This window comes from Agromyces sp. Y782 (assembly GCF_059445405.1).
This window is the reverse complement of the sequence record NZ_JCAIUG010000001.1, coordinates 1107120-1127760: the sequence shown is the minus strand read 5'-3', so window position 1 is coordinate 1127760 and position 20641 is coordinate 1107120. Positions and strand designations below refer to the sequence as shown.

Genomic DNA, 20641 nt, shown 5'->3' with positions numbered 1-20641 from the left:
GTATCGAGACCCGTCCGCGGGCGGCCTACACGACGAGCGTTGCCGGGTCAGTGGTTCGAGGGGAAGCCGAGGTTGATCTGCGACTCGCTCGGCTCGGGCCAGCGGCTCGTCACGACCTTCGTGCGGGTGTAGAAGTGCACCGACTCGGGGCCGTAGATGTGCGAGTCGCCGAAGAGCGAGTCCTTCCACCCGCCGAACGAGTAGGCGCCGATCGGCACCGGGATCGGCACGTTCACGCCGACCATGCCGACCTCGATGTCGATCTCGAACCGTCGCGCGGTGCCGCCGTCGCGGGTGTAGACGGCGACGCCGTTCGCATAGCGATTGGCGTTGATCAGCGCGACGGCCTCGTCGTAGTTCTCGACACGCACGACCGAGAGCACGGGGCCGAAGATCTCGTCTTCGTAGACCTTCATACCGGGTTCGACGTGGTCGAGGAGCGAAGTGCCGACGAAGAATCCGTCGCCCTCGAACTCGGCGGCGGTGCCGTCGACGACGACGGTCGCGCCTTCGGCGGCGGCGCCGGTCACGTAGGAGGCGACCTTGTCGCGGTGCTCGCGGGTGATCAGCGGACCCATCTCGCTCGCGGAGTCGGTGCCGTCGCCGATCGTGAGCTTCGACATCCGCTCGGAGATCTTCGCGACGAGCTGGTCGGCGACCTCGTCACCGACGGCGACGAGCACCGAGACGGCCATGCAACGCTCGCCGGCGGAGCCGTAGGCGGCCGACACCGCGGCATCCGCTGCGCCCTCGAGGTCGGCATCCGGCATGACGACCATGTGGTTTTTTGCGCCGCCGAGCGCCTGCACCCGCTTGCCGTTCGCCGAGGCGCGCTCGTAGATCGACTTCGCGATCGGCGTCGAGCCGACGAACGAGATCGCGCGCACGACGGGGGAGTCGAGGATCGCGTCGACCGTGACCTTGTCGCCGTGCACGACGTTCAGGACACCGTCGGGCAGCCCGGCCTCTTGGAAGAGCTTCGCGAGGAACACCGAGGCGCTCGGATCCTTCTCCGACGGCTTCAGAACGACGGTGTTGCCGCACGCGATCGCCGAGGCGATCATCCAGAGCGGCACCATGACGGGGAAGTTGAACGGCGTGATCGCGCCGACGACCCCGACGGGCTGCTTCGTCGAGTGCACGTCGACGCCGCGCGCAACCTGCTCGGAGTGCTCGCCCTTCAGCAGGTGCACGAGGCCCGCGGCGAACTCGACATTCTCGATGCCGCGCGAGATCTCGCCGGCGGCGTCGGAGAGCACCTTGCCGTGCTCGCTCGTGACGATGGCCGCGAGCTCGGGCGTGCGCTCGACGAGCAGCTGGCGAAGGCGGAAGAAGACGTCGGCACGCTTGATCAGGCCGGTCGCGCGCCATCCGGGCAGCGCGGCCTCGGCTGCGGCGATGGCCTGCTCGACCTCGGCGACGGAGGCGAAGGCGACGTCGTGCTGCTGCGCACCGGTCGCCGGGTTGAAGACCGGGCCTGTGCGCCCGGCGAGCGCGGTGTCGCGGCCGGCGATGAAGTGCTGAACTCGAGCCATGCTGGTACTCCTCTGGAAGCGTGCCGGACAGATTGACCGAGTTTGGCGCCCTGAGCTTCTCGAAGGGAGCCGGACCTGTGGTCCCTTCGGCAAGCTCAGGAGACAGATGGGCGGTCTAGGCTGGTGCTTCCCAGCATGTCAGAGCAGGAGAGGTCAATCCGGTGGCAGACCGTCGCGAAGATGAGGCGATTCAGACGAATCGTCCGATGTTCGAGATGGCGGATGACGGCCTCCCGACGGTGCGCGAGATCCTGACGATCCCCGCGGTCGCCGACGGCCTGCCCGAAGTGCGCTCCGGCGGTGATGCGCTCGACGCGCACGTGCGCTGGGCGCACGTCTCGGACAGCGCCGGCGTCGCCAGGCTGCTCGACGGCGGTGAGTTGCTGCTGTCGACCGGCTCTGGATGGCCGACCGAGCCCGACGAGCTCGTCGCGTTCATCGGCGGTCTCGTCGAGGCGGGGCTCGCGGGCCTCGTGCTCGAGCTGGGCGTGCACCACCGCTCCGTGCCGACCGCCGTCGAAACGGTGGCGCGCGAGCGCGGGCTCGCCCTCGTGGCGCTCCACAGCGAGGTGAAGTTCGTCGCCCTCACCGAGGCGGTGCACGGCCGCATCATCTCGGCGCAGACGGCGGCGCTGCGAGCCCGCGACGAGGTGCGCGAGCGGTTCACCGCACTCGCCCTGCGCGGCTCGCCGGCCGACTTCATCGTGCAGCAGCTCGCCCAGACGCTCGGCGCCGCCGTCGTGCTCGAGAATCTCGCCCACGAGGTCGTGGCCGCCGACGTGCCCCTCGCGGTGGAGGAGGAGCTCTTCTCTCGGTGGGAGGCGCGCTCGAGGCAGGCGCACCGGGATTCCGAGCAGCAGCGCGCGCACGGCGTCCCCGCGGCCGGCGAGTGGCTCATCGTGCCGGTCGAGGCGCGCGGCATCCGCTGGGGCCATCTCATCGCGCTCCCCGGCCCGGCGCATCCGGCAGGGCGCACGAGCGTGCTCGAGCAAGGCGCGATCGCGCTCGCGCTCGGCCGACTCGCAGACGGCGCCACCGACGAGTGGGTGCGCATCGGACACCGTCGTCTCGTCGACGGACTTCTCGACGGCAGGTTCGCGGGGCTTGCCGCCGCGACGACCCGCATCGAAGCGGCCGGCCTCCAGCTCGAGGGTGCGCGGCTCTTCGGCGTCGTGGTGACGGGCGCGGTGGTCACTGCGGTGGTGGCGGATGCCGCGGCTCGCGAACTCGGCGGGCGGGCGCTCGTCGGGGGCGCTCGCGACGGATTCTTCGCCGCCCCCTCGGCGATCGTGCTGCTCTCGCTGCCGGCCTCCCGACTGCTCGACGATGCCGCGGCGCGGGCATTCGCCACGGCACTGGTGCCCGGCGCCCCGGCGGACCTTGAGCGGCTCGTGGTGTCGATCGGCTCCGAGGCGAACGGACTCGACGCGCTGCTGGGCTCGGTGCAGGAGGCGATCGACTTGGCCCGCAGCCCGGCACCACGCTCGGTGCGCGGCCCGGTGCTGCGCCGCTCTGACGATCGTCCGCTCATGCGGCTCGTGACGGGGCTCCGCGACGACCGCCGGCTGCTCGAACACGGGGAGCGCATGCTCGAGCCGCTCATCGACTACGACCTCGCCCGCAACGGCGACCTGCTCGACGTGCTCGGCGCGTTGCTCGCGAATCCGGGCAACCGCACGGCCGCGGCATCCGCTTCGCACCTGTCGCGTTCAGTGTTCTATCAGCGGCTCGCGCTCATCGGCGATCTGCTCGGGGTCGACCTCGACGACGGCGAGACCCTGACGGCGCTGCATCTCGCGCTGCTCGTGCGGCGGAGCGTCGTGCCCTGAATCGTTCGTCGAGTCGCGACGGAGGAGAGTATCGAGACCTCGCTCCCTGAGCCTGTCGAAGGGGCGGGGGTCTCGATCTGGCCGTGCCACGCCCGCTCGACCAACAGACTTTTACTTGCTATTGACAAGTTCACTTGCAAAGAGCAAGCTGAGTTTGCAACATCCCGCAGACCAATGACGATCCCCCGGAGGAGATCATGACCGCAACGAACATCTTCGTGAACCTGCCCACCACCGACCTCGAGCGCTCGAAGGCGTTCTACGAGGCGCTCGGGTTCAGCATCAACCCCATGTTCACCGACGAGAACGCGGCGTGCGTCGTGCTCGGCGAGAACATCTACTTCATGGTGCTCACCCGTGAGTACCTCGGCACCTTCACCGACAAGCAGATCATCGACCCGAAGACGCATGCCCAGGCGCTCATCGCGCTCGGTCGCGAGTCGCGCGATGACGTCGACGCAGTGCTCGGCAAGGGTCTCGCCGCCGGCGGCAACGAGCCGCGTGAGGCGCAGGACTACGGCTTCATGTACTCGCGCGACCTCGAAGACCCCGACGGCAACATCCTCGAGTTCCTCTACATGGACCCTGCGGCTGCAGACAAGGGCCCCGAGGCGTACTTGGCCGAGCAGGGAGCTTCGGCGCCTTCGGCGTCGGCCTGACCGGGCGAGTTCCATGGCGACACGCGCCGCACGCGGCTTCGGCCAGTACAGCGGCGCAGCACGGGCGCTCGAGCGGGTCGGGGATCGGTGGGCACTGCTCATCGTCCGCGACCTGCTCGTCGGCCCACGCCGTTACGGCGACCTGAAGGCCGGGCTGCCCCGCATCCCGACCAACATCCTGAGCGATCGGCTCAAAGAGCTGCAGGAGTCGGGCGTCGTGCGGCGGGTGCCGACAGTGCGCGGTGGGTACGAGCTCACCGCTCACGGGCGCGCGCTCGAGCCCGTCGTCATCGCCCTCGAACGCTGGGGCTGGTCGGTGTCCGGTGACCAGGCTGAAGGCGAGGTCGTCACTCGTGACGCGCTCGCCGTCGCGCTCCACGCTGCATTCCGTCCCGACGTCGCAGCCGAGCTGCCGACGACCGAGTACGTGCTGCACGTCGGCGACGTCTCGCTCTCGGCGATCGTCGCGGCCCGAGTGCTCGACGTGCTGCCGATCGGCCCCGGGGCGCTGCCGCAACCGCAACGAAGGGTGGAGCTCGACGTCGTTCCCGAGGCGGTGCTCGAACTCCTGCTCGAACCGGGGGAGTTCCGTGACCTGATCTCCGGGGCACTCGAAGCGCCCGCCGGTGTGTCGCCGCTCGCCCGGACAGCCCGTCGCGCGGGCCGCGTGCAGGTGCTCGCGGGCGACGGCGGCCTCGTCAGTCGCTTCACCCGCACCTTTCACATCGACCCGGTCGAACCGGCGCCTCGCGCATCGGGGGCGGCGAACGCCGAGGCATCCGTCGCCTGACCGGGAGCCCGCCGCCACCGTGCGAAAATGCTCCGGTGCGCTCCACCTCCAGGCGGCTCATCGCCGCATGCTCCCTTGCCCTCGTCGCCCTCGCTTCGCTGACCGCTTGTGCCGCCGACGCGGCCACTGACGCGGGTGATCGATTCGAGGCGAGGTTCGCTGACGCCCCGGGCGTCACAGAGGTGGTCATCGCCGGCAGCAACAACCTCCCGTTCTACGGATCCGTGAGCGGCACGCTCACCATCGACGACGCGGCCGACGAGGCGCGCGTGCGCGAACTCACCCACGAAGTCGCCGCATACATCGCCGACGACGCGCCCGACCGGATCGACTGGTCTGCCACCATCGACCACCGGGGCTTCCGGTTCGCCGTCGACGTCGATCGTGCGGCGAACGACGCACGCGTCGACCTCATCGGGCTCGCCCGATCGGGCTCAGCGGTCGGCGGGCACGTCGCGCCCATCAGCGTCGAATTCGAGGTGGCGCAACCGAGCTCCCTCCGCGCCGTGCGCGACCTCGCACTCGAGCACGCCCCATCGGTGCCGCTCGCCGCTGAAGGCACCGTCGACGCCTACTCGGGTGGCTCCGGCCAGGTCGACCGCGACGGGCGCGCCACCGACGCCGACTTCATCGCCTCGGGGCCGCTCGCCGACGACCTCGACGACGAGTTCACGGTGTTCGAGCGCGTGCTCTCGTCGTTCGAGCTCCGCGCAGCCGAGATCGAACCCGGCGTTCTGAGCCTGCGCACGAACACGGCGACCGACGGGAATGCCGCCCGCGCACTCGCGATCTCGCTCCCCGAGTCGGCGTCGCTCGCCATCAGCATCGACGGCATGGCGCTCACGGATGTCCCGACTCTCGCACCGCTCGGAGGGTGACCCCCGCCGCCGGTGGGCCGGGCACATCGGCGGCGGCCACGGACCGGCGACCGGTGCAGCGGGCAGGTCGACCATGTTCTCAGACCGGCCGCAGCGCCTCGTGATCACCGTCGGGGAGGGTGATCTCGACGACATCTCCCGCACGCACGACACCGTCATCGAGCACGATCGCCATGACCCCCGCGATGCGCACGATCTCACCGTCGTCGCCGCGTGACACGAGCCGCTTCATGAGGCCGTCGCCCAACTGGTCGATCTGCACGCACGGGTTGCGCAGGCCGGTGATCTCGATCTCCGCCTCGTCGCCGAGGCGCATGCGGGTACCGCGCGGCAGGCCGAGCAGGTCGACACCTCGCGTCAGCACGTTCTCGCCGAGCGCACCCGGCGACACCGAGTAGCCGTCGTCTGCGAGCTCGTCGAGCAGTTCAGCGTGGATGAGGTGCACCTGCCGGAGATTCGGCGTCGTAGGGTCGCGCCTGACCCGAGAGAGGTGCTGCACGGTGCGACCGAAGTGCGAATCACCCTCCACCCCGAGGCCCGCAACGAGTCGGATCTCCTCACGGAGCGGCTTGCTGAAGCGGTGCGCGTCGTCGCTGGCGACGGCGATCACGGTCGCGTCGGCGGGGGCTTCATCGGGCGCGATCATGTGTCGAGCCTACGACCGACCGGCACCCGCACCGGCACCCGGCAACGCGGCGCTTACGAGTCGAACCCGAGTCCGAGCGCGTCGAGGGTCTTCAGCAGCAGGTTGCGCTTGCCTCCGTTGTGGTCGGCGCGATCGAGCGACCATCGGGTCGCGTTGATGCCGATCGAGGCGGCAGGCTCGGGCGGGAAGGGCAGCGGGCGCTTGCGCACCATCTCGAGCGAGGTGCGCTCGTTCTCGCGCCCCTCGAGCAGGTCGAGCATGACCTCGGCCGCGAACCGGGTCGACCCGACGCCGAGCCCCGTGAAGCCCGCCGCGTAGGCGACGCGGTCGTCGCGCGCGGTGCCGAAGAATGCCGTGAACTGCGTGCTCGTGTCGATCGCGCCGGCCCACTGGTGGCTGAACCGCAGACCATAGAGCTGCGGGAAGGTCGTGAAGAAGTGGCTTGCGAGCTTCCGCCAGGTCTCGGGCCGGTTCTCGTACTCCGCGCGCACCTTGCGGCCGTAGTGGTAGATCGCGTCGTAGCCGCCGAACAGGATGCGATTGTCTTTCGTGAGCCGGGAGTAGTGGAACTGATTGGCGAGATCGCCGATGCCCTGGCGGTCCTTCCAGCCGATTTCGGCGAGCTGCTGCGTCGAGAGCGGCTCGGTCATGAGCACGAAGTCGTAGACCGGCACGGTCATCAGGCGATTGCGCTTCAGGAGCGACGGGAACACGTTCGTCGCGAGCACCGCCTTCCTCGCGTCGACCCGCCCGGCTTCGGTGATCACGGAGACGGCCCCCGTCGAACCCGGCGTGTCGATGCGTTTCACCGGGGAGTGCTCGAAGATCTCGACGCCGAGGTCCTCAGCGACCCGAGCGAGTTCGGCGGCGAGACGTGCCGGGTGCAGCATGCCGCTCGTGCGCTGCTCCCAGACTCCGGCGAGGAAGATCGGCGAAGCGACGGATGCCTGCACCTCGCGTTGATCGAGGAAGACGACCCCCTCCTCGCCGCGCTCGACGGCCTCGGTGCGCCAGTCGCGCAGCCACTGCACCTGATGCTCCTCGATCGCCGGCGCGAGCTCGCCGGTGCGTTCGAAGTGGAAGTCCATGCCGTACTCCGCCTCGGCGGCCTCGATCGCGTCGAGGTTCGCCAGGCCGAGCCGGTCGAGCGTCGCCATCTCCTTCGGCCATCGCGCCATGCCGTTCTCGCGCCCGTGGGTGAGGCTCGCCTCGCAGAAGCCGCCGTTGCGGCCGGAGGCCGCCCAGCCGATCGTCTTCGCCTCGACGAGCACGATGTGCGCGCTCGGGTTGCGGCGCTTGGCGAGCAGCGCACTCCAGAGACCGGTGTAGCCGCCGCCGACGACGACGAGGTCGGCGACATGGTTGCCCGCGAGCTTCGGGCGCCCACCCACTGCGCCGGTAGGCAGGTCGTCGAGCCAGAACACCGACCGCGCGGTGTGCTCGAGCGAATGAGTGACGACGGATGCCGGTGGCCGGCGTCGTTCGAAGACGGTCGTTCCCACGCGAATCACTCCGATGCGATTGTGGTGTCTCCATCCTCCCGCGCGGCGCCTGCCGCACGCCAGAGCGCGGCGTCCCGACATCCGCTCGTCGCCGGAGGCTGGCCGACGCCGCGCCGTGTGCCGACTACCGCCATCCACATATGCAGCAATTCAGGTGCGGAGGTGTGTCGGGTCGCCTGCCACACGTCGACACGCCGTGCGACACGCCTCCGCACCTGAATTGCTGCAGGGGTGCAGGGGTGCAGGGGTGCAGGGGCGGGCGAGGATGCTCAGAGCGGGGCGTGCGCCTCGAGGAACTGGTACACCTCGGTCTCGTCGACGCCCGGGAACGTGCCCGTGGGCAGCGCCGCGAGCAGCGAGGTCGGTGTGCGGGCGGCCGGCCACGAGGCATCCGCCCATCGATCGGCGAGCCCGCTGGGTGCCTGGCAGCACGCAGGATCGGGGCACCGAGATACCGCACGATGCGGTGTCTCGCGGCCGCGGAACCACTTCACGTGCTCGAACGGCACGCCGACCGAGACCGAGTACTCGCCTTCTTTCGCCTTCTCGATGCGGGAGGTGCACCAGAACGTGCCCGACGGGGTGTCGGTGTACTGGTACCAGGGGCTGAACCGGTCTTCGACGTCGAAGACCGTGCGGGCCGTCCAGTTGCGGCACATCGTCGTGCCCTCGATCGCGCCCAGCGCATCGCTCGGGAAGCGCACCCGGTCGTTCTCGTAGGCCTTGATGATCGTGCCCGACTCGTGCACCTTCGTGAAGTGCACCGGGATGCCGAGCCGCGCTGTCGCGAGGTTCGTGAACCGGTGCGCCGCCGTCTCGTACGAGACTGCGAAGGCGTCGCGCAACTCCTCCATCGAGATTCGGCGCAGGTTCTTCGCTTCGGTGAGGAAGCGCACCGCGGCCTGTTCGGGCAACAGGATCGCGGCCGTCAGGTAGTTCGTCTCGATGCGTTGGCGCAGGAAGTCGGCGTAGCCGCTCGGCTCCTCGTGGGCGAGCAGGTGACTCGCAAGCGCCTGCAGGATCGGCGAGCGGGAGTCGCGCGACGGCGACTGCTGCGTCGGCAGGTAGACGCGCCCGTTGCGCTTGTCGGTGACCGAGCGAGTCGAGTGCGGCAGGTCGCCCACGTAGTGCAGTGAGTACCCCAGATGCGAAGCCATGTCGGCGACGAGCTGGTGGGAGACCGGGCCGCCGGTGTGGCCGACGGCCTCGAGCAGCTCGGCGGCCTTCGCCTCGAGCTCGGGGTAGAAGTTGTCGCGGGCGCGCATCTCGGCGCGCAGCTGCGCGTTGGCCCGGCGCGCCTCCTCGGGTGTCGCCGCACGCTCACGGTGCAGCCGGTCGATCTCGTTGTGCAGACTCAGGATGGTCTGCAGCGTCTGGTCGTTCATGCCCTTCGCGACGCGGAAGGCGGGCAGCCCGAGTGCGGCGAACACCGGGCCGCGCTGGGCGCGTTCGACGGCGATCTCGAGGGCGGCGCGGGCCGAGGGGGGATCCGTTCGGAGCAGTTCGTCGACGGATGTCCCGAGCGCGAGTGCGATCGTACGCAGCATCGAGAGCCGGGGTTCGCGCTTGCCGTTCTCGATCGCCGAGACCTGCGAGGGCGCCCGGTCGATCGCGGCGGCGAGCTCGCCGAGGGTCAGGCCGCGGGCCGTGCGGCGGTCGCGGATGCGGCGGCCGAGTGTGAGCGCGTCGGGCGCTGCCGAGTCGGCGGCGAGTGCCGCCGAGCCCGTGCGATCCGCGATGACCATGCTTCGATGGTCACACGGGCGAACGGATGCCGCAAACAGAAGAATCGCGATTCATCTCCGATTCGCAAGCACCTGCCGCGCAAAACGGTCGATTGCTCCTGCTTCTCTACGGAAAGAACGCACTTCTGGGAGATTCGCTCGGCCGACGGTTGCGCGGCGCGCTTGTTCCGCGGAGCAGAAAGAGTGGGAAAGTTCACCCTCGAGATCGTGGGTGAGCGGGTACCCGGCGGGCGCAGAGTGGATGCCACAGACCCCGAACGACGTCGAGGCAGACGTCGAACGGAGACACCGAAGCATCCGCTCAGCACCACTCGGAGGACACCATGAGCACGACGAACCGCCCCGGCGACCAGACCCAGTCCGCTGCCGAACTGCAGCTCGAGTGGGATGCCGACCCGCGTTGGGAGGGTGTCAGCCGCGACTACACGGCCGCCGACGTCGTCGCCTTGCGCGGCCCGGTTCGCGAGGAGCGCACGCTCGCCAAGCGGGGCGCCGCGCGGTTGTGGGACGACATCCAGCGCAACACCGGCACGGCGTTCGCGCCGCAGGAGGACCCGAGGTGGTCGGCCGCGCTCGGTGCCCTCACGGGCAATCAGGCCGTGCAGCAGGTGCGCGCGGGCCTCAACGCGATCTACCTGAGCGGCTGGCAGGTCGCGGCCGATGCGAACCTCTCCGGTCAGACCTATCCCGACCAGTCGCTCTACCCCGCGAACTCGGTGCCGGCGGTCGTGCGCCGTATCAACAACGCGCTGCTGCGCGCCGGGCAGATCGAGCAGGGCACCGAGGCGCAGACCGGCATCAGCGACTGGATGGCCCCCATCGTCGCCGACGCCGAGGCCGGCTTCGGCGGCCCGCTCAACGCCTACGAGCTCATGCACCAGATGATCGAGGCCGGCGCCGCGGGCGTGCACTGGGAGGATCAGCTCGCGAGCGAGAAGAAGTGCGGCCACATGGGCGGCAAGGTGCTGGTTCCGACCAGCCAGCACATCCGCACCATCAATGCGGCACGACTCGCAGCGGATGTCGCCGGCGTGCCGTCGATCATCATCGCCCGTACCGACGCCCTCGCCGCGACCCTGCTCACGAGCGACCACGATGAGCGCGACCGTCCGTTCGTCACGGGGCAGCGCACCGCCGAGGGGTTCTACGAGGTGCAGAACGGCATCGAACCGGTCATCGCCCGCGGCCTCGCCTACGCCGAGTACGCCGACCTGCTCTGGGTCGAGTCGGCCGAGCCCGACCTCGATCTCGCACGCCGCTTCGCCGAGGCCGTGCACGCCACGTTCCCGGGCAAGCGACTGAGCTACAACTGCTCGCCATCGTTCAACTGGAAGCGCCACCTCGACGACGACCAGATCGCGAAGTTCCAGCGCGAGCTCGCCTCGATGGGCTACGCGTTCCAGTTCATCACCCTCGCGGGCTTCCACGCCCTCAATCACTCCATGTTCACGCTCGCGAAGGACTACAGCGAGCGGCACATGAGCGCCTACGTCGAACTCCAGGAGGCGGAATTCGCCTCGGAGGCATCCGGATACACCGCCACGCGCCACCAGCGCGAGGTCGGCACCGGCTATTTCGATCGGATTTCCACCGCGCTGAATCCCACCAGCGCAACGCTCGCCCTCGTCGGATCGACCGAGGAAGACCAGTTCTGACTCAACCGCCGGTCGAGTAGGCGCACCAGCGCCATATCGAGACCACGCAACGGGTCTCGATATGCGCTTCGCGCGACTCGCCAGCGATACCGAAGGAGACACGATCATGAACACGACACCCAGCATGACCATCGAGCGAACGGATGCCGCGGCATCCGAAACCCGCTTCGAATCGAGGCCCGTCACCGGCAGCTTCCAGACCGTCGAACCGCGTATCGAGATCACCGCGCCGCTCGGCGAACGGACTGAACTCGCCGCGCGGTATGGCGAGATCCTGACGCCCGACGCGCTCGCCTTTCTCGCCGAGCTGCACGACCGCTTCGCCGGCACCCGGCACGAGCTGCTCGCCGCCCGCTTGCAGACGCGGGTCGATGCCGCGAACGGCCGCGACCCGAAGTTCCTGCCCGAGACCGCCCCCATTCGCAACGATCCGTCGTGGCGGGTCGCCGGTGCCGGGCCGGGCCTCGAAGACCGCCGGGTCGAGATCACGGGACCGACCGACCGGAAGATGGCCATCAACGCGCTGAACTCGGGCGCGAAGGTTTGGCTCGCCGACCAAGAGGATGCCACGAGCCCGACCTGGGGCAACGTCATCGAGGGCCAACTGAGCCTCTTCGACGCGCTGCGCGGCCGGCTCGAGTACAACAGTCCCGAGGGCAAGCAGTACCGCGTCGAGCGCCCGCTCGCCGAGACGCCGACGATCGTGATGCGCCCGCGCGGCTGGCACCTCGTCGAGAAGCACCTGAAGTTCCACGACCGGGCCGGGCGGGCCATGCACGCCTCGGGTTCGCTCGTCGACTTCGGGCTGTACTTCTTCCACAACGCGCACGCGCTCATCGCCGCGGGCCGCGGGCCGTACTTCTATCTGCCGAAGCTCGAGTCGCACCGCGAGGCGAAGCTCTGGAACGACATCTTCGTCTTCGCGCAGACCCGGCTCAGTATCCCGCAGGGCACGGTGCGCGCCACCGTGCTGATCGAGACGATCCAGGCCGCATTCGAGATGGACGAGATCCTCTATGAGCTGCGCGACCACTGCGCCGGGCTGAACGCCGGCCGATGGGACTACATCTTCTCGATCGTGAAGACATTCCGGTCGCGCGGTCGTCGCTGGGTCATGCCCGACCGCAAGGCGATCACGATGACGGTGCCGTTCATGCGGGCGTACACCGAGCTGCTGGTCGCGACGTGCCACAAACGCGGAGCGTATGCCATCGGCGGCATGAGCGCGTTCATCCCGAACCGCCGAGACCCCGAGGTCACCGAGCGCGCGCTCGCCGCCGTCGCGGCCGACAAGAGCCGGGAGGCGGGCGACGGCTTCGACGGCACGTGGGTCGCGCACCCCGACCTGATTCCGACCGCTCGGGCGGAGTTCGACGCCGTGCTCGGCGACCGGCCGAACCAGCTCGGCCGGCTGCGAGACGATGTGCACGTGACCGCGGCGCAGCTGCTCGACATCCCGTCGATCGGCGGCGAGGTCACCGAGAGCGGGGTGCGCGACAACATCTCGATCGGCATCCGCTACATCGAGTCGTGGCTGCGCGGCACGGGCGCTGCGGCGATCGACAACCTCATGGAGGATGCCGCGACGGCCGAGATCTCACGCTCGCAGGTCTGGCAGTGGCTGAACGAGAACACCGTCACCGCCGAGGGCACGCGCGTCGACCAGACCTCGATCGTGCGGCTCATGGCGGCTGCCGTCGCCGAGCTGCCGCGCTTCGAGGGCGACCGGTTCGACGACGCGATCTCGGTGTTCCGCAGCGTCGCGCTCGAGCCCGAGTTCCCGACGTTCCTCACGGTGGGGGCCTACGCGCGCTTCCTCTGAGCGCTTCCTCTGAGACGGAATGCGGGTTGAGCCTGTCGAAACCGTCCTCCCGGGCAGGCTTCGACAGGCTCAGCCCGCACTGGTCTGGCAGAATCGATGCTCGTGACCCAGTCGACTGACACCGCCGTGCGCATCCGGCCGGCTGCGATGAAGGATGCCGCTGCGCTCTCGTCGCTCGCCGCCGAGACGTTCCCCCTCGCGTGCCCGCCCCACACCACCGCCGAGGCGATCGCCGACTTCATCGCCGAGAACTTCGGCGTGGATCGCGTCGAGCGCTACCTGGCTGACCCCGAGCGCATTCTGCTGGTCGCCGAGACCCTCGACGCAGGCCGTCTCCTCGGTTACACGATGCTCGTCGGCGGCGAGCCGGGCGACGCCGACGCCGCTCGCGCGGTGACGGCGAGGCCCGCGATCGAGGTGAGCAAGGTCTACGTGCTGTCGGAGTCGCACGGCACGGGCGCTGGCGCCGCACTCATGCGCGCGTCGCTCGATGCGGCGAAGGCGACCGGAGCCGTGACGGCCTGGCTCGGGGTCAACGAGGAGAACGCGCGGGGGCTCGCGTTCTACGAGCGCCACGGCTTCTCGAAGGTCGGCCGCAAGCACTTCGTCGTCGGCGGTCGCGTTGAAGACGACTGGGTGCTGGAGCGCTCACTCATTCTCTCGTCAGTCGAGTAGGCGCGCGGGTGGCGTGCCCTTTCGTCGGTCGAGTAGGCGCGCCAGCGCCGTATCGAGACCTCGTGACGGGTCTGGATACGCTTCTGCGTCGCGACTCGACCGGCGGGTGGCGCGTTCTTTCGTCGGTCGAGTAGGCGCGCGGGTGGCGTGCCCTTTCGTCGGTCGAGTAGGCGCGCCAGCGCCGTATCGAGACCTCGTGACGGGTCTCGATACGCTCCTGCGTCGCTACTCGACCAGCGGGGCGGGGTCAGCGCAGCGGCACGCCCACGTCGCTGCCACCCTCGGGCGTGAGCCTCGCGTTCATCGCGAGCAACGTCGGCGCGGGCACGAAGCCGCCCGCGAAGAGCGCCTCGCCCTGCCGGAACCACGGCGACCGCGCGATCAATGCCGCCGGTGCATACCCGAAGTACGTCGCGAGACCGTCGAGATCGATGGGGGAGCTCATCTTCATGAGGGCGAGGTTGTCGCACTGGGAGATGATGCCGGGGTGCACCTTCGACGGACGCTGCGTCGAGAGCAGGAGCCAAAGCCCGAACTTCCGGCCCTCGGCGGCGATCTGGATGATGCGCTCCCGCACGGCGACCGCGAGCGGTGAGCTCAGCTCGGGTGAGCAGAGATTGTGGGCTTCGTCGATCACGAGCAGCACCGGTCGCCGCTCCTCTCGACGGGCCCACAGCTCGTCGAGCACCGAGAGTGCGATGACGAGGTGCTGGTCGGGCGTCGAGAAGCCGCCGAGGTCGAGCACCGTGGCATCCGCCCGCTCATCGATGACGAGTGTCGCCTCGCGGTCGCGACCGGCCCAGACCTCCCAGGTCAGGATGCCCATGTTCTCGATGCGGAGACCGAGCGCGCGGCGCGCGGGGTCGTCGGATTCGAGCAACTCGGGCAACAACTCGCCCGGTTCGACCACGCTCAGCGTGTCGCGCAGGTGCACGGCCGCGTTGAACTCCTCGCGGTCGACCACGGGGTCGAGGCGGAGCACCGCCGCCTTCGCCTCAGTCGTCATCGCGGTGAACCGTGCGCGCAGCAGATCGGCACCTGCGGTGTTCGGGCGGAGCACCCGGATGTCGCGTTGCGCCAGCAGCTCGGCGGTGGGCCCGCTCGCATCGGGGTTCAGTTCGCCGAGCCGAACGAAGTCGGAGTTCGGGTCGAACACGACGACGGGCAGCGCCGTGTGCGCGATGAGCTGCTCGAGCACCACGCCGAGCGCGTAGGTCTTGCCCGAGCCGCTCTGACCGCACCAGAAGGTGTGCCGGTTGAAGCGATGCGACAACAGTCGTGCCGGCCGGCTCGGTGGGCTGAGGTTCACCCCGATCTCGAGGGTCGCGCCGAGCGCCGCGTGCACGAGGTCGATCGTGGCCGCGTCGGCCGCTGCCACGGCGCCGGCTACGAACCCGTGGCTGCCGCGTGCGTCGAAACGTGCGCCGTCGATCACGCCGAGGAGGCGTCCGCGCAGGGCCTCGGGCCCGCCCGCCGCGCCCGTCTCGCGCTCCTCGACGAGGGCGAGCTGCCGGCCTCGTCGGGTCGTGATGACGAGCAGGGTGCCGGCGATGAACGGGGTGCCCGAGGCATCCGGAATCGCGAACGATCGTCCGTCGTCGGAGTGCGCCTGAAGCTGCGTGCTGGGCTCGGCCATGCGCCGATCATGCCACGCGCTCGAGGCCGGGCGCAGTGCGACCGGCCGACGCGCCCTACGTCGTTATGCCGCCGACGAGGCCGTTCGTGCCGCGCGACGCGCGAGCCACCAGATGCCGAGGCCCGACACGAGGAAGATCGCGGCGAGCACGACCCAACCCGAGAAGCCGTTCGAGATCGCCGTCGCGTTGACGACGAGCGGGGCGGCGAGCGCGCCGACCGAGAAGCCCATGCCGAATACGCCCTGGTAGCTGCCCGCCTGCACGGGGTCGGCGAGTTCGAAACTGAGCCCCCAGCCGCCGGCCTGCGAGAACACCTCGGCGAAGGCGTGCGTGATCGCGGCGATCACGAGCACGGTGATCGCGAAGCCGATGGGGAGCCCTGCGGCCGAGGCGTACACGAGGCAGGCGGCGGCCATCAGCCAGGCCGCGATGCCAGACACTCGGGCCGCGACCCGCAGGTCGTGCGTGCCCCTCGAGAGCGGCACCTGGAAGATCACGACGATGACGGTGTTGAGGATGAGCAGTGCGGCGATGAGGGCCTCGGGCGCCGTGGTCTCGTTCGCGATCCAGAGCGGCACCCCCAACTCGGCGACGCCGAACTGCATGCCGAACACCGCGGTGAGCGCGGTGAGCAGCAGATACCTCGGGTCGCGCCACGGGGAGTGCCGGCGCCAGCTGCGACGCTCAGCCGCGGCTGCCTCGGCGCTGGCGGCGGCATCGAACGACCCGGTCGCGGTGGTCACCGGCGGCGTCGCGACCCTCGCGGGCGCATCGACGCTCGAGGGGAGCTTGACGAGTTGGATCAAGCCGAGCAGGTAGAGCGCGCCTGCGCCGAGGATGAGCGCGCGGTACGCCTCGGCTGTGCCGATGGCGAGCGCGAGCGCGCCGAGTCCTGAGCCGACGGCGATGGAGATGTTGGTGATCGCGCGCAGCACCGCCCGCGCGTTCACGCGGCCCTGACCTTCGAACGCCCGGGCGATGATCGCCGCCCGCGTCGAGTTCGCGGCCTGTCCGAAGCCGCCGCAGACGACGGCGATCGTGAGTGCGCTGATGAAATCGCCGGCGAAGACGTACGCGATCAGCGCGAGGCCCTCGATCGTGGTGAAGACGATGAGGAGGCGCTTGGCGCTGAAGCGGTCGGCGAGCCATCCGCCGGCGAGGGTCGCGCCGACCCCCGCGGCGCTCGACGCGGCGAGCACGATCGCGACCTCGTGCGGAGCGAGGCCGACGATGAAGGTGAAGTAGAGCACCGTGACGGTGAGGAAGATGCCGCGGCCGACGCGCGAGATGAGGGTCGCGCCGACGAGGATGCGCAGCACCGGGTCGGCCACGGATGCCGCGACGCGGGCGACGAGCGAGGGCTTCGGCGGTGATTCGGGGTCGACGGTCGGCACGGTTCCCGTGTCGGGGGGCGATGCGGGGGTAGGGCTCACTCGTTCAGTTCTTCCAGAATCGCCGCCGTGTCGAAATTGATGTAGCGTTCTGCTTCATGTTGCGATACGTGCTCAACGAGGGCGACGTCGCGGCCGTGCGCTTCGGCATCTCGCCGCTCTGCGAACTCGGACTGTCGCTGCGCGCGATCGACGACCCCGCCCGATTCCCCCTGCAGCTGCCGTGGCTGCGCCGCACCGAGGCGGCGCGTGCCGACCTCGACGTCGAGGCCCTGCACGGCCTCATCGACGAGCGACTGTGGACGCCCGACTTCATGAACCCGCGCCCCGAATCGCCGCTGACGCGCCTCGACGACGAGTTCGAGCAACTGCTCGCCACGCCCCCGCAGACCTTCATCGGCGACCTCGTCGCGGTGCACGGGCACGTGCCGGCCGTGTTCGCCGGCTCGCCGAAGACCGCCATTCGGCGCATCGTGCGTGCGCTGCACGAGCTCTGGGACGCCTCGTTCGCGCCGTACTGGCCGCGCATGCGTGCGGTGCTCGAGGCCGACGTCGTCTACCGGGGCCGCCAGATCGCGCAGAGTGGGCTGTCGACCATGCTGAACGGCATCTCGTCGACGGTCGACTACGAGGGCGGTGTCGTCTCGGTGCGACTGAGAGACCCGAACGACCGCCTGCAGCGCATCGACGGCCTCGGCCTCACGCTCGTGCCGACGATGTTCACGCGCCGGGGCTCTGCGCCGGTCGGCGACGGCCCGCCGATGATCATGTACCCGGCACGCGGGCAAGGCGCGCTCTGGGAGACCGAGCAGGTGGCCAACCCGGCCGCGGTCGCCGCGATCATCGGCGAGGCGCGGGCGAGCCTGCTCTCCGCGCTCGGCGACCCGGCGTCGTCGACCGAGCTGGGGGTGCGCTTCGGCGTCACCCCATCGGCCGTGAACCAGCACCTCCGCGCCCTGCGCGATGCCGGCCTCCTCGTCTCGACGAGGTACGGGCACAGCGTGCTCTACCTCCGCAGCGAGCTCGGCAGCGCACTGCTCGACGCCCGCACCGGCTGAGGAACCCGCGGGCGTGCTCGCTGAGCTCGTCGAAGCGGGCTTCTGTCGATGAGCGCAGGGTGAGCGCGCGACGAGCTCAGGCCGGGTCGGGCGAGACCCGCAGCACGAGCTTGCCGCGCACGTGCCCCGCTTCGAGCAGGCGGTGCGCCTCGGCACCCTCCTCGAGCGGCAACTCCCGCTCCACGTGCACACGCACGGCACCGTCGTCGATCAGCCGCGTGATCACCGAGAGCGTGCGGGCATCGGGCGAGACGGTGTAGCCGCTCGAACGGATGCCCCGGGCCGCCGCCTCCTCGGCCATGGTCGGCCACGAGCCGGTGGGCACCGTCACGATCAGCCCGGCCGGACGCAGCACGTCGAGGGAACGGGTGCCCGTGGCATCCGTCGCATTGCCGATCAGGTCGATGACCACATCTTGGTCGGTGGCGACCTCTTCGAATCGTTCGGAGTTGTAGTCGATGATGCGGCGTGCACCGAGGCCGCGCACGAAGTCTGCGTTGCGGGCGGAGGCGGTGGCGGTGACGACGGCGCCGAAGTAGGCGGCGAACTGCACGGCGAAGTGGCCGACACCGCCGGCGCCGGCGTGGACGAGCACCCGCTGGCCGTCGTGCACGCGCGCCGTATCGACGACCGCGCCCCACGCGGTGAGCGCCGCGAGCGGCACCGCCGCCGCTTCGGCGAACGAGAGGGATGCCGGCATGCGGGTGATGCCCATCGAACTCACCGAGATCAGTTCGGCGTAGCTGCCGCCGGTGCGGGGCACCCGGCCCATGCCGTAGACGCGGTCACCCGGCTGCAGCGGATGGGCCGTGTAGGGCACGGCCTCGACCACGCCGGCGAAATCGCCGCCGAGCACTGCCGGGTAGGCGGGGATCGCCCTGGAGACGCCGCGCCCGGCTCGGGTTTTCGCGTCGATCGGGTTCACGCCCGCTGCAACGACCCGCACGAGTACCTCGTCGCTGATACGAATCGGGTCGGGCACTTCGGCCATGTGCAGCTCGTCGGCTCCGCCGGTCTGATCGATCACCAATGCCCGCATCGACACACCCTCCTGAGATTGCCCTTTGCACAGTATCCGTCATCGCTATGATCGCACCGACCCCCGGGTGGCCGTGGTTTCGCCGAATCTGGGGAGTGCGCATGCGTGCGGTAAGGGGCGCCCCCTCGTCGGCCGAGTAGGCCGCTTGCGGCCGTATCGAGACCTCGTGACGGGTCTCGATACGCTTCTTCGTCGCTACTCGACCAGCGGGGAGGCGACACCGCTGTATCGAGGGCGTCGCTCCTCGACGAGCGTTGCGGTCGTCAGGCGCGCGTGTGCTGCAGCCAGCGGGCGATGCCCTCGCGCAGCAGCGCCGTCTGCACGGGCAGCCCGTCGTCGCGAGCCGGCAGTTCGACGAGTGGCGCGTCGAGAGCGGTAGCCCATCGCTCGGCGAGGGCGTACGGATGCACCGGGTCGCGGGGGGCACCGACGACGAGTGACTGGATGCCGCGGGCCCCGAGCCCGGCGAGCTCGGAGTCAGCCGTGAACGCGCGGTTGCGCGGCATCTCGACGAGCCGCATCGCCCGCCGCGCGGCATCCGGAGCCGTGAACTGCGTCAGCAGCCCTCGTCCACCCGCGGGCGAGACCGACGCGATGTACTGGAAGATCGAGCGCTCGCGGAACTCCTGCATGCCGGCCGGCCCCGCATCGGCGAGGATCTGGCCGATCACCGGGAACGCCCGCAGATTCTCTGGCAGCGACTCGTCGCTGAACGACGGCCGAACGAACACGGCACGTTCGATCGGCAGCAGTTCGTCGAGCGCGAGCCGCAGCGCGAGAGCGGCACCGAGGGAGACGCCGATGACGGTCAGCGGTGCGGATGCCTCGGGCGCCGGGCCGCCGGCATCGGAGATCGTCTCCCGTACGCTCGCGGCGACTTCGGCGGCGAGCCGGTCGATGCGGAAATCCTCGGGCTCGCCGACCGTGAGGAACCCGCCGTGCGCACGGATATCCGGTGCGATGATGAGCTCGTCGGGCCCGCTCGCGGCGCGCACCGCCGGCGTGAACAGGTCGAGGGGTTGTCGACGGTCGGCACCGAGGCCGTGCAGGAGGATGGTCGTCACGCGAGAGCACCCGGCCGGTAGATCGCGCGCGGGTCGTGGTCGGCGCCGGCGGGCCGGATCGCAGTGAGCAGCTCGTTCGCGAACCCCACGAGGATCGCGATCTGGTCGTCGTCGCGGTCGACCCAACGGCACTGCGGCTCGGCGGCGACCGGAACGAAGTCGTCGTGCTGCTCCCACACGACGAGCGTGCGCTCGGCGCCGAGCACGTACTGCTGCCACCAGACCTGGCGCAGGTACCCGCGTGGGATGCCGCGCCACGGCTTGGAGGTCGTCTTGATCTCGCAGAGTTCGAGGGTGCCGTTCGACGTGATCCTGAGGCCGTCGGGCGTCGCGAGGTGACGGCGTTCGAACTCCGAGTGGAAGAGCAGCGTCGACGGCTCGATGCCGTGACTGTTGCGTGCCCACTCGGCGATGACGGGTTCGCGCTCCCGGCCGTGGTCGGTGTACCGGCTCCCGCCGAAGCTGTACCGGCTGCCGTGCAGCTTCTCGTGCGCCGCGGTGCGCACCGATTCGCGGGTCGCGAGCTTCGCGGCATCCGTCGCAGTGATGCCCTGCGAGCGCGCCCGCAACCAGCCGACCCGATCACTCGAGTCGGCCACGACGCGCGACTGGCACGCATGCCGCGGGCGTTCGTCGACCGCGACCGCCGTCGTCACGCTCTCGAGATCGAAGAGGGCGAAGGGGGTATCCGGCACCTTCCGAGCGTACCGCTGCGC

At 69.9% G+C, this 20641-nt stretch carries 17 protein-coding genes; 8 read left to right on the top strand and 9 right to left on the bottom strand.

Annotation, left to right across the window (positions count from 1 at the left end):
* Window positions 1-47 precede the first annotated feature (47 nt).
* Window positions 48-1535 (bottom strand): CoA-acylating methylmalonate-semialdehyde dehydrogenase, encoded by a 1488-nt coding sequence (locus AC1C2S_RS05200; RefSeq protein ID WP_495351469.1) that lies wholly within the window; start codon window positions 1533-1535, stop codon window positions 48-50.
* A gap of 206 nt (window positions 1536-1741) precedes the next feature.
* Here AC1C2S_RS05200 and AC1C2S_RS05195 point away from each other — a divergent pair, with 206 nt between their 5' ends.
* From AC1C2S_RS05195 to AC1C2S_RS05180, 4 genes are all read left to right on the top strand, one after another.
* Window positions 1742-3364, top strand: a complete 1623-nt coding sequence (locus AC1C2S_RS05195; RefSeq protein ID WP_495351468.1) for a PucR family transcriptional regulator — start codon at window positions 1742-1744, stop codon at window positions 3362-3364.
* A 197-nt stretch (window positions 3365-3561) separates the two neighbouring features.
* Window positions 3562-4023, top strand: coding sequence for a VOC family protein (locus AC1C2S_RS05190; protein ID WP_495351467.1), 462 nt, complete (start codon window positions 3562-3564; stop codon window positions 4021-4023).
* 13 nt (window positions 4024-4036) lie between these two features.
* Window positions 4037-4813, top strand: coding sequence for a winged helix-turn-helix transcriptional regulator (locus AC1C2S_RS05185; protein ID WP_495351466.1), 777 nt, complete (start codon window positions 4037-4039; stop codon window positions 4811-4813).
* A 35-nt stretch (window positions 4814-4848) separates the two neighbouring features.
* Window positions 4849-5691 carry a hypothetical protein gene (locus tag AC1C2S_RS05180; RefSeq protein WP_495351465.1) on the top strand — a complete coding sequence of 281 codons (843 nt, stop codon included), beginning with the start codon at window positions 4849-4851 and terminating at the stop codon, window positions 5689-5691.
* A 79-nt stretch (window positions 5692-5770) separates the two neighbouring features.
* Here AC1C2S_RS05180 and AC1C2S_RS05175 read toward each other — a convergent pair whose 3' ends face one another.
* The 3 genes from AC1C2S_RS05175 to AC1C2S_RS05165 all read right to left on the bottom strand — a co-directional run bounded on the left by AC1C2S_RS05175 (window position 5771) and on the right by AC1C2S_RS05165 (window position 9584).
* A complete protein-coding gene (locus AC1C2S_RS05175; RefSeq protein WP_495351464.1) occupies window positions 5771-6337 on the bottom strand; it encodes an MOSC domain-containing protein in 567 nt (188 codons plus the stop codon).
* 53 nt (window positions 6338-6390) lie between these two features.
* Window positions 6391-7839: an NAD(P)/FAD-dependent oxidoreductase gene (locus AC1C2S_RS05170; RefSeq protein ID WP_495351463.1), complete on the bottom strand. Its 1449-nt coding sequence runs from the start codon at window positions 7837-7839 to the stop codon at window positions 6391-6393.
* Window positions 7840-8108: 269 nt separating this feature from the next.
* The gene (locus tag AC1C2S_RS05165) at window positions 8109-9584 is read right to left on the bottom strand and encodes a helix-turn-helix domain-containing protein (protein WP_495351462.1); all 1476 of its coding nucleotides are present in this window, start codon (window positions 9582-9584) and stop codon (window positions 8109-8111) included.
* A gap of 323 nt (window positions 9585-9907) precedes the next feature.
* On the opposite strand from AC1C2S_RS05165, the gene aceA reads away from it, so the two are divergent.
* The 3 genes from aceA to AC1C2S_RS05150 all read left to right on the top strand — a co-directional run bounded on the left by aceA (window position 9908) and on the right by AC1C2S_RS05150 (window position 13736).
* Window positions 9908-11239, top strand: coding sequence for an isocitrate lyase (aceA, locus tag AC1C2S_RS05160; RefSeq protein WP_495351461.1), 1332 nt, complete (start codon window positions 9908-9910; stop codon window positions 11237-11239).
* Window positions 11240-11345: 106 nt separating this feature from the next.
* Window positions 11346-13061 carry a malate synthase A gene (gene aceB / locus AC1C2S_RS05155; protein WP_495351460.1) on the top strand — a complete coding sequence of 572 codons (1716 nt, stop codon included), beginning with the start codon at window positions 11346-11348 and terminating at the stop codon, window positions 13059-13061.
* A gap of 102 nt (window positions 13062-13163) precedes the next feature.
* Window positions 13164-13736, top strand: a complete 573-nt coding sequence (locus tag AC1C2S_RS05150) for a GNAT family N-acetyltransferase (protein WP_495351459.1) — start codon at window positions 13164-13166, stop codon at window positions 13734-13736.
* 247 nt (window positions 13737-13983) lie between these two features.
* Here AC1C2S_RS05150 and AC1C2S_RS05145 read toward each other — a convergent pair whose 3' ends face one another.
* Together AC1C2S_RS05145 and AC1C2S_RS05140 are read right to left on the bottom strand one after the other, a co-directional pair.
* Window positions 13984-15372 carry an ATP-binding protein gene (locus tag AC1C2S_RS05145; RefSeq protein WP_495351458.1) on the bottom strand — a complete coding sequence of 463 codons (1389 nt, stop codon included), beginning with the start codon at window positions 15370-15372 and terminating at the stop codon, window positions 13984-13986.
* A gap of 63 nt (window positions 15373-15435) precedes the next feature.
* Window positions 15436-16806, bottom strand: a complete 1371-nt coding sequence (locus tag AC1C2S_RS05140) for an MFS transporter (RefSeq protein WP_495351457.1) — start codon at window positions 16804-16806, stop codon at window positions 15436-15438.
* 56 nt (window positions 16807-16862) lie between these two features.
* Here AC1C2S_RS05140 and AC1C2S_RS05135 point away from each other — a divergent pair, with 56 nt between their 5' ends.
* On the top strand, window positions 16863-17822 hold the full coding sequence (locus AC1C2S_RS05135) for an ArsR/SmtB family transcription factor (RefSeq protein WP_495351456.1): 960 nt from the start codon (window positions 16863-16865) through the stop codon (window positions 17820-17822).
* Window positions 17823-17898: 76 nt separating this feature from the next.
* Here the strand turns inward: AC1C2S_RS05135 and AC1C2S_RS05130 are convergent, their stop codons facing one another.
* From AC1C2S_RS05130 to AC1C2S_RS05120, 3 genes are all read right to left on the bottom strand, one after another.
* The gene (locus AC1C2S_RS05130; RefSeq protein ID WP_495351455.1) at window positions 17899-18861 is read right to left on the bottom strand and encodes an NADP-dependent oxidoreductase; all 963 of its coding nucleotides are present in this window, start codon (window positions 18859-18861) and stop codon (window positions 17899-17901) included.
* A 263-nt stretch (window positions 18862-19124) separates the two neighbouring features.
* A complete protein-coding gene (locus AC1C2S_RS05125; RefSeq protein ID WP_495351454.1) occupies window positions 19125-19925 on the bottom strand; it encodes an alpha/beta fold hydrolase in 801 nt (266 codons plus the stop codon).
* On the bottom strand, window positions 19922-20581 hold the full coding sequence (locus tag AC1C2S_RS05120) for a YqaJ viral recombinase family protein (RefSeq protein WP_495353197.1): 660 nt from the start codon (window positions 20579-20581) through the stop codon (window positions 19922-19924). The genes AC1C2S_RS05125 and AC1C2S_RS05120 overlap by 4 nt, the downstream gene beginning before the upstream one ends.
* Window positions 20582-20641 lie beyond the last annotated feature (60 nt).

Excerpts from the sequence above, each read along its gene's own strand:
- AC1C2S_RS05200 (WP_495351469.1), bottom strand. The coding sequence starts at position 1,535 with ATGGCTCGAGTTCAGCACTTCATCGCCGGCCGCGACACCGCGCTCGCC.
- AC1C2S_RS05195 (WP_495351468.1), top strand. The coding sequence starts at position 1,742 with ATGTTCGAGATGGCGGATGACGGCCTCCCGACGGTGCGCGAGATCCTG.
- AC1C2S_RS05190 (WP_495351467.1), top strand. The coding sequence starts at position 3,562 with ATGACCGCAACGAACATCTTCGTGAACCTGCCCACCACCGACCTCGAG.
- AC1C2S_RS05185 (WP_495351466.1), top strand. The coding sequence starts at position 4,037 with ATGGCGACACGCGCCGCACGCGGCTTCGGCCAGTACAGCGGCGCAGCA.
- AC1C2S_RS05175 (WP_495351464.1), bottom strand. The coding sequence starts at position 6,337 with ATGATCGCGCCCGATGAAGCCCCCGCCGACGCGACCGTGATCGCCGTC.
- AC1C2S_RS05165 (WP_495351462.1), bottom strand. The coding sequence starts at position 9,584 with ATGGTCATCGCGGATCGCACGGGCTCGGCGGCACTCGCCGCCGACTCG.
- aceA (WP_495351461.1), top strand. The coding sequence starts at position 9,908 with ATGAGCACGACGAACCGCCCCGGCGACCAGACCCAGTCCGCTGCCGAA.
- aceB (WP_495351460.1), top strand. The coding sequence starts at position 11,346 with ATGAACACGACACCCAGCATGACCATCGAGCGAACGGATGCCGCGGCA.
- AC1C2S_RS05145 (WP_495351458.1), bottom strand. The coding sequence starts at position 15,372 with ATGGCCGAGCCCAGCACGCAGCTTCAGGCGCACTCCGACGACGGACGA.
- AC1C2S_RS05135 (WP_495351456.1), top strand. The coding sequence starts at position 16,863 with ATGTTGCGATACGTGCTCAACGAGGGCGACGTCGCGGCCGTGCGCTTC.
- AC1C2S_RS05130 (WP_495351455.1), bottom strand. The coding sequence starts at position 18,861 with ATGCGGGCATTGGTGATCGATCAGACCGGCGGAGCCGACGAGCTGCAC.